Source organism: Sphingobacterium nematocida (assembly GCF_900168125.1).
Classification (GTDB): domain Bacteria; phylum Bacteroidota; class Bacteroidia; order Sphingobacteriales; family Sphingobacteriaceae; genus Sphingobacterium; species Sphingobacterium nematocida.
Genome location: NZ_FUZF01000024.1, coordinates 62,815 through 70,918, shown reverse-complemented (window position 1 = coordinate 70,918; position 8,104 = coordinate 62,815). Strand labels below are relative to the sequence as shown.

Annotated in this window: 5 protein-coding genes; 4 read left to right on the top strand and 1 reads right to left on the bottom strand. The window is 43.9% G+C overall.

Translation table 11 applies throughout. The features are described 5' to 3' along the window. Nucleotides 1–5,417: tandem-95 repeat protein (locus tag B5X76_RS22065; protein WP_176141145.1), on the bottom strand; the 5,417-nt coding region annotated here is incomplete at its 3' end. A 419-nt stretch (nucleotides 5,418–5,836) separates the two neighbouring features. On the opposite strand from B5X76_RS22065, the gene B5X76_RS19760 reads away from it, so the two are divergent. The 4 genes from B5X76_RS19760 to B5X76_RS19745 all read left to right on the top strand — a co-directional run bounded on the left by B5X76_RS19760 (nucleotide 5,837) and on the right by B5X76_RS19745 (nucleotide 8,026). Then, nucleotides 5,837–6,745, top strand: coding sequence for an NAD(P)/FAD-dependent oxidoreductase (locus B5X76_RS19760; protein ID WP_079645654.1), 909 nt, complete (start codon nucleotides 5,837–5,839; stop codon nucleotides 6,743–6,745). A gap of 315 nt (nucleotides 6,746–7,060) precedes the next feature. Further along, nucleotides 7,061–7,369, top strand: coding sequence for a helix-turn-helix domain-containing protein (locus tag B5X76_RS19755; protein ID WP_079645653.1), 309 nt, complete (start codon nucleotides 7,061–7,063; stop codon nucleotides 7,367–7,369). A gap of 185 nt (nucleotides 7,370–7,554) precedes the next feature. Next, entirely contained in the window at nucleotides 7,555–7,761 is a 207-nt protein-coding gene (locus tag B5X76_RS19750; RefSeq protein WP_079645652.1) for a DUF2683 family protein, read from the top strand. Between the two features lie 82 nt (nucleotides 7,762–7,843). Next, entirely contained in the window at nucleotides 7,844–8,026 is a 183-nt protein-coding gene (locus B5X76_RS19745; protein WP_245801099.1) for a Txe/YoeB family addiction module toxin, read from the top strand. The last annotated feature ends 78 nt before the right edge of the window (nucleotides 8,027–8,104 follow it).

The following is an 8,104-nucleotide window of genomic DNA, read 5'->3' as shown; positions in this document are numbered from 1 at the left end:
CTGTATACCGCGTCCTGATTGACCGAAGTAGCAGGTATACCCGAGATAATAGGCCCATCATTTACGTTTACTATCGTAATCGTAAATACAGGCAGACTCGCTGAAAGCGAACCATCGGATACCGAAATCACGATCCCCATGGTCGTCCCCACATCCGCATTGCTAGGCGTCCCCGTCAATTCTCCAGTAGCCGTATTGAATGTTGCCCATGTAGGTTTGTTGTTGATACTGAATGTCAATGCATCGCCATCAACATCGCTGGCTGTCGGGATAAAACTATAAACCACATCCTGATCGACTGTAGTAGCCGGTGTGCCATTGATTGTAGGCGCATCGTTTACCGGATTCACGGTAATAGTTACAGTCGCGATATTACTCCACAAAGAACCGTCAGAGATCCAATATCTAAAACTGTCCGCACCGTAGAAATTGGCGTTCGGTATATACGTAAATGAACCATTAGCATTTAAAGTCAATGTACCCTTAGCCGGGGGCAATACTGTTTCTGCAATCAGTGTCTGAGCTGGTGAGTCACTATCCGTATCGTTCGCCAAGAGTCCAGGAGCAGCAATAATCAAAGGTGTATCTTCATCCGTAAAATAGGAGTCATTCTTGGCTACCGGTGCCACATTAACTTCATTGACCGTCACCTTTATTTCTTTTTCGTCATAAAGTAAACCATCCGAAAGCCGAACTTTAAAAGTATACGTCCTTGGACCTTGGGCTTCCGTCGGTATCCATGTAAACACCCCTGTAACAGGGTCGATAGAAGCACCGGTAGGTTCGCCAACTAAGGAATACCTCAATGTGTTTGCAGGTAAATCCGAATCCGTACCTACGACCTCAAAAGTGAGCAAGCTCTCCTCGTCCACGATCTTATGACCGATTGTGACTAGCACTGGTGCCGTATTCACTTCCATGACCGTTACCGTAATCGTTTGCTCATCCGTCAACTTCCCATCCGAAACGACAACATCAAATGTATAAGAATTAGGCCCCTGTGCCTCTGTGGGGGTCCATATAAACACCCCGCTCACTGCATCGATCCGCGCTCCTTCTGGCGCATCGACCAACGAAAACGTTAATGTACCATTAGGCTCACCATCATCCGTTGCTTTTGCGGTAAAGGTAAGCATCGAACCTTCATAGACAATATGGTTGTATATAGGTGCCAACACCGGTGGAGAATTCAAATCTAGAACAGTAATCAAGAATACCTTCTCAAAAGTAGCTCCATAACTATCCGTTGATCTTATTCTTACCGAATAACTAGTTTTTGTCTCGTAATCTGGCGAGGCATTTATATTAAGGCTATTTCCTAGGATACTAAATGAAGCATTATCTGTACTTCCCGTTCCAGCAACAAATGAGTAGGTAAATGTATCACCTTGATCTGCATCTGTCGTACTTAACGTTCCTACAGTAGTATTAGGGGCTACATTTTCGTTCACTGTGGTGCCGCTGAGTATAATATTCGTTGGAGCTGTATTTACCGGCGCTGTCAGTGTAAAATCATTGCCCGTACCACCGGTATAGCTCGACGTCAATACCGTACCATTCCCTCCCGCAGTCAACGTACTACCTTCTGCTAAACCAGAAAACGTTCCCGTTACGGCATCGCTCGCATCATTAGTGATGATGGTATACTGCTGTCCATTTAATGCGGCATAGCCATGCGTAACCGCGAGCGAGGCATCACTGATGTCTACTCCGCCATTCACTACGACCTGATCGTAACCGGTTCCAGGCGTAACCCCGTTGATTTCTATCGCCAGCGTACTGCCGCTTTTCATCTGCAGATTGCCATTCACCGTCAGTATGCCCGGGCTATTTCCCGGCGACAGTACCCCTCCAGTCTCCACGAAAAGTTTATAGTTCGAGCCATTCTTAAAAATCTCTCCGTTACCGGCTAGCGTCGCCCCTGGTGCTACATATACTAAAATAGTTTCATTGAGTTTACCATCTACAACTAATCGACCAGCAGATACAATAGTCGCCCCCAGATACCCATTATCGTCCGAAAGAGTAAGCGTACCAGTCCCCATTTTAGTCAAGCCACCCACTCCCTGAATTGCATTACTTAATGTCATCGAAACATCATTCCTTATGGTAGCGTTAGCACCCAAACTGAACAAGTTTGCTAGTGTTGTTCCTTCCACCGTTGTGCCTAGTATTGCACCAACCCCCATATTTACCGTTCCAGTTCCAAGAGCATTATGATCATTGGCTATCAGCGTGCCGCCGGCCAGGGTAGTTCCTCCCATATATCCATTTGAACCGGACAAGGTCAACGTTCCCGTACCGGTTTTCGATAACGCCCCCACTCCCTGAATTGCATTACTTAATGTCATCGAAACATCATTCCTTATGGTAGCGTTAGCACCCAAACTGAACAAGTTCGCTAGTGTTGTTCCTTCCACCGTTGTGCCCAATGTTGCAGGCGACGATACACTTACCATTCCAGTTCCAAGGGCGCTATTATTATTAGCGATCAGCTCACCCCCAGCCAGAGTAGTCCCTCCTATATATCTATTTGCTCCAGATAAGGTCCACGTTCCTGTACCGTTTTTTGATAACGCCCCCGCCCCGCTTATAATACCTGAAAATACCGTACTGCTATTATCTTTGCCTGCACTTAATTTATTACCATTTAAAGAAACATTTCCTGCGCCTGCCAGCGACCCGATTGTTTCCGGAGAATCGAACAGCTCCAAAAGAGCACCTGCTGCTACACTAACCGGACTATCATCAGGAATAGCGCTACCGCCACGAAGTTGCAAAGTACCGGCACTGATCGTGGTACTACCAGCATAGGTATTGGTTCCTGTTAGCGAAAAAGTACCCGACCCCGCCTTCACCAGATTGGAGACGCCAGATATAACGCCAGAAAAAGTCGTGCTGGTATTATTTCCACCTGTGCTCAGACTTGCATTCAATAGCACATTGCCACTCCCGGCCAAGGAACCAATTGTTTCGGCCGTTGAAATGGTCAGTGTTGTAGCAGCAGACAAGTTGACCGGTGCCGTATCATGAACACTGCTGCCACCACTGAGGGTCAACCCTCCTGCAGTTAGGCTAACCGCCCCTGAGTGACTATTCGTACCGGACAGTGTCAATATACCTGACCCGGTTTTTGTCAACGTACCAGTGCCACTTAACAGACCGCTCAGTGTGGAATTAGCCCTACTACCGATCGTCGCCGAACCATCTAGTGCAATATTGTTATCGATGGTCGTCGCGCTATTAATCAACAATGTGGTACCATTAGCCATTGTGATCGCACCGCTCCCTAAATCGGCATCCGTGTTAACGTGTAATGTGCCATTTAAAACATCTGTACTACCGTAGGTATTGCCATCACTAAAAAGCAGAAGGGTACCGCCACCTGTTTTGCGGAGTTTACCTCCCGAAACAACTTCCGTAAACGAAGCCGTACCGGCACCGTTCACCTGAATGGTACCTCCATTTGAGCCCAGCAGTACCGTATTAGAAACCGGTACGGTATTAGATTCAGGCACCGTCAATAAAATCGTCCCATTATCTAGCATTAGGTTTCCTCTCGATAACTGAATACCATAACGTACTACAAGAATCCCACCTGTTACCGACAAGCTACCGGTCCAATTTGTATTATTATTGTTCGAGGTAAGCGACAGTGTACCATTACCGGTTTTGCCCAAAGAGCCAGCCCCAGCTATTGTACTCGCAATCTCGACAGTACCCGAGGTATTTGTCAATGAAAGCGTAGTTCCTGCACCCAACGTAATAGTACTCCCCGTGATAACGAGGTTAGGTGCCGCATCGGCGTTGATCGTGAGGCTTTCATTGATGGATAAGCTTCCCGCCAAAGTCATAGTACCACTCATTATACTCGTAAATACCAGTGTCTGTGCCCCTGTTGCATCAGCTGCAGCCATGGCTACTGCCTCCGAAAAACTGACACCATCCGCCAGATTGATGGTCGGAGTATCTTTTGGCTTCGTAATATAAATAAAATCCGAAGTCACCGTCACATTCGCCGTTGTAGAGGCTACACCATCACTAAACGTGAATTTAAAGACAGCATCACCCGCTGGTGTATCGTTTCTATAAGTAATCCGTCGTAGCACCTCATTGACCAATGCATTTGTAGCTATGGTACCCGAACTGTTAAAGTTTATCGTCAATACTCCTCCTACCTGCATGTAGGTAGCAAAGGTAAGCCCATTGGATTGCAAGCTACTGCCCTGCACACTGAATAAAGCTCCGCTGGTATTAAAATCAATTATATCCATCGAAAGCGGTGTTCCCCCTGCCCGTTCTACAACCAAAGAAGCACCGTTATAATTACCTAAGCCCCCATTCAATGCATCCATTTCAGCGTCGCTCACGGTAGCATTTCCGCCGACATCAAGGGTTACGCTATTTCCAGCCCCCGGCCAAGCAGCAGAATCTCCGTTTAGGCCATTGATAACAGGCGCGTTATTAGCACATTGCACACTATAAGAGGTTTGTGCATCTTTCCCTATCCAGTTAGCCGTACTCCAAACGGCATTATCTACTGCCACACAGGTCAGGTTGGGGTTGTATCGTATATCAAAATTAGCATTTGGTATACTCATATTATTCCCATTCTTGAGATTTAGGATAGCCAACCTATTAGTATGGCACAGCAGATCTGTTAATGCTGTATTTTTGCTTAGATCCAAACTAGTCAACCTATTGGTATGGCACCATAAGTAAACTAACTTTGTGTTTAGACTTACATCCAGCGCAGTCAACTGGTTTCTATCACAATACAATTGTGTTAATGCTGTATTCTTACTTACATCCAGCGTTGTCAACTGGTTCAAATAGGTGCTTAAATAAGTTAATTTCGTGTTTTTACTCAGATCTAATACGGTCAATTCATTCGTATTGCAATGTAGAATCCCTAAATCGACATTTTTAGTTAGATCCAAGTGCGTCAATTGGTTGCTGGTACAAGCCAGTTGTGTCAATTTAGTGTTTTGAGTTACGTCTAAAACACCCAAGGGATTCGTATGGCACCAAAGTGTTCCTAAGTCGCGATTTTGGCTTACATCCAGCGCTGTCAATTTATTCCGATCACAAGCCAAAAAGGTCAATTTCGTATTTAGACGAATATCTAAGGCAGTGAGTTGATTAAGATAACAAGATAATGATGTGACATTCACGAAAGCATTAATTCCCGTAAGGTCTGCAATTTGTTTATTAGCAACATCTATATTACCGATAAAGGCAGCGGCTTCGGCAAGGCTTATTTCACCATCACCGTCGGTATTAATGACGGGGAAATGGTTGAGCAGGGCATTTTTAAAGTTGGCATCCGGGATGTTCACATTTTGCGCGTATCCAGCTGTTAGTGCGGATACCAAGATGGTACATACAGCAATAGTGCGTTGAATAGTTCCTTTCATAATTTTATCTTTCGAGCAACTACCGCAAGGCGATGCCATATTTTTAATAAATAGTTCAGTTTGTTCCTCCCATTATTCAAAACAATAGGACGTTCGGGTAAAAGTAGCCCGAAAGTACCAATAAACTTTTGAAAATCCGGTAGCTAGGGGGTGGACAAATGAGGGACAATTGTAAAATCGACATATATCCCGAATCGACGCACTTTTATCGTATACCACTGTATTTCAACACATATCCAAGACATATAATGATTAACGATGGCCTATAAGAACAATCATAAGCAGAGCTACCTGCTATGTCTAGGCAATCCAACATCATCCAAATCACTCTTTCTTTATTAAATGCAACAGAATTGCTTTTAATTGTTTTTATTTCTAATTTTGTCTGAATAGGTAACGTATTCACTAAAAGACATACTATGCAAAAGAATAGATATTTTGACGCCATAATCATTGGAGGGAGCTATGCGGGCCTATCTGCTGCCATGGCCTTAGGACGGTCGCTCCGTCGGGTGCTAATCATCGACAGTGGCTTGCCCTGTAATCGTTACACCCCACACTCCCATAACTTCATCACACATGATGGTAGCCCACCCAGCGAGATCGCTGCTGTGGCAAAGACACAGGTACTAAAATACGATACAGTAGATTTCTTAGAGGATACCGCCGAAAGCGGCCAAAAGACCGAACAAGGTTTTGAAATACGCACTGCCTCTGGCAACACCTTCTATAGCAAAAAAATTATACTGGCTACCGGGATCAAAGACCTCTTTCCTGATATCAAAGGATTTGCTGCCGGCTGGGGAAAATCGGTAATCCACTGCCCGTACTGTCACGGTTACGAATTCAAAAGTAAAAAGACAGCGATTATCTCCGATTCCGAAAAGGCGCTACATCTGGCAGGGCTTATCCACAATCTGACGGATAGCGTCACCCTTATCCCATCCCAAAATGCTACGTTTACGGAGGAGCAAAATTCTAAATTAGAGCGGAACAATATACGTATCCTTTCCAAAAAAGTGCAGGAGATCGTCCATCAAGACGGGCAGATCAGTGCGTTGATATTCAGTGATGGTACAATGGAAAATTTTGAAGTCCTATATGCTGCTATCCCTTTCGTACAGCATTCTGCTATTCCCGAACAGCTCGGTTGCGCACTAACAGAAGCGGGGCATCTCAAAACCGACTCCTTACAACAGACCTCTGTAGAAGGTGTTTTCGCTGCAGGGGATTGTTCCGGTATGATGCGATCCGTAGCCTATGCAGTTTCGACGGGCAATATAGCTGGAGCAATGGTAAACCATCAGATCGTCCAAGAAGAGTTTTAATACGCGATCAATATTGTGCCAGCAGGGGCTTACAAGTTATTAAAACAGCCCCCGATTATCTCGAGGGCTGCTTTCTAATAGTATCAAATGATAGTATCAATCTATGAGTCTCTCAGTACAATCTCTTCTTTTTGCAACATCGCGTAGCTCAAAAGTGTACCCAGTGCTACTATAATCACAGTCTGCAATAGATTTCCAAGCATAGCTACTAACTCTGCACTATAAGCACTATATTATTGCAAATACGAATAAATAACATTAAATTAATACTACTATAGTAGTAATTACATACAAAACTGAAGAACAACTAACATCATGCTATCACTTATATCCACATCAAAGGCGCAAAAAAAAATAGCTGATCATGTACGTGATAGGCGGCTTGTTATGGAGCTTACTCAAGAGGGATTGTCACAGCGATCGGGTGTACCATTGGCTACATTACGCAAATTTGAACAGAAAGGAGTAATATCACTCGAATCGTTACTAAAAATACTCATAGTCGTTGGTGGCCTAGAAGATGTTATAGCGGCACTAGAACCTGACAAGCCTACCTTTACATCCATTGACGACGTTTTGAAGGAAGACAATACAGCTTATCGCAAACGAGGACGGAGGAAATAATGAAAACAGTAAGAGAAATTAAAGTTGGCTTACGCTTCGACAAGAAGCAAGTTTTTTAGAGGAGGCATCATGAGTACAATTGCAAAGAGATTGAACAAAAAAGAAGAAAGAAAGTTTTAAACCTATGAAACAATCAAACAGTCAATATTTTAGTTATTAATAGAATAATTCGTAAACTTGAAATTATGGAAGCATTATTAATTCATCCAAATAACAAAGAGCAATTAGAAGCGTTAAAGGCTTTTGCGAAAGCTCTTAAAATGAAGTTTGAAACCGCTAATACGGAAACAAGTCCGTACGACCCTGAATTTGTAAAAAAAATACAATCAGGTCGTGAAGCTGTTAAAGACGGGAAAGGCACTAAAATTGCCATTGAAGACTTATGGAGTTAGTTTATACTCCCCAGGCAGTTGACGACTTAAAATTCTGGAAAAAATCAGGCAACCGTACCATCCAGAAAAAATAGAAAAGCTATTGCTTTCGATTATAGAAACTCCATTTGAAGGCATAGCAAAACCAGAAGCACTCAAACATGAACTTACCGGGTCGTGGTCCCAAAGAATTGACCAAGAACATCGGCTTGTTTACCAAGTTTATGAAAACGGAGATGATACAATCATCGAAATACAATCACTTAAAGGACATTACCAACGATAAACAAACAAGCCCCGATACACTCGAGGCCTGCTTTCCGGGGTATAATATCCCGAAGCAAGTTCGGGACTTCATTTAACT

Coding starts and splice junctions, on each gene's coding strand:
- B5X76_RS19750 (WP_079645652.1), top strand. CDS start 7,555: ATGGAAGCATTATTAATTCATCCAAATAACAAAGAGCAATTAGAAGCG.
- B5X76_RS19755 (WP_079645653.1), top strand. CDS start 7,061: ATGCTATCACTTATATCCACATCAAAGGCGCAAAAAAAAATAGCTGAT.
- B5X76_RS19760 (WP_079645654.1), top strand. CDS start 5,837: ATGCAAAAGAATAGATATTTTGACGCCATAATCATTGGAGGGAGCTAT.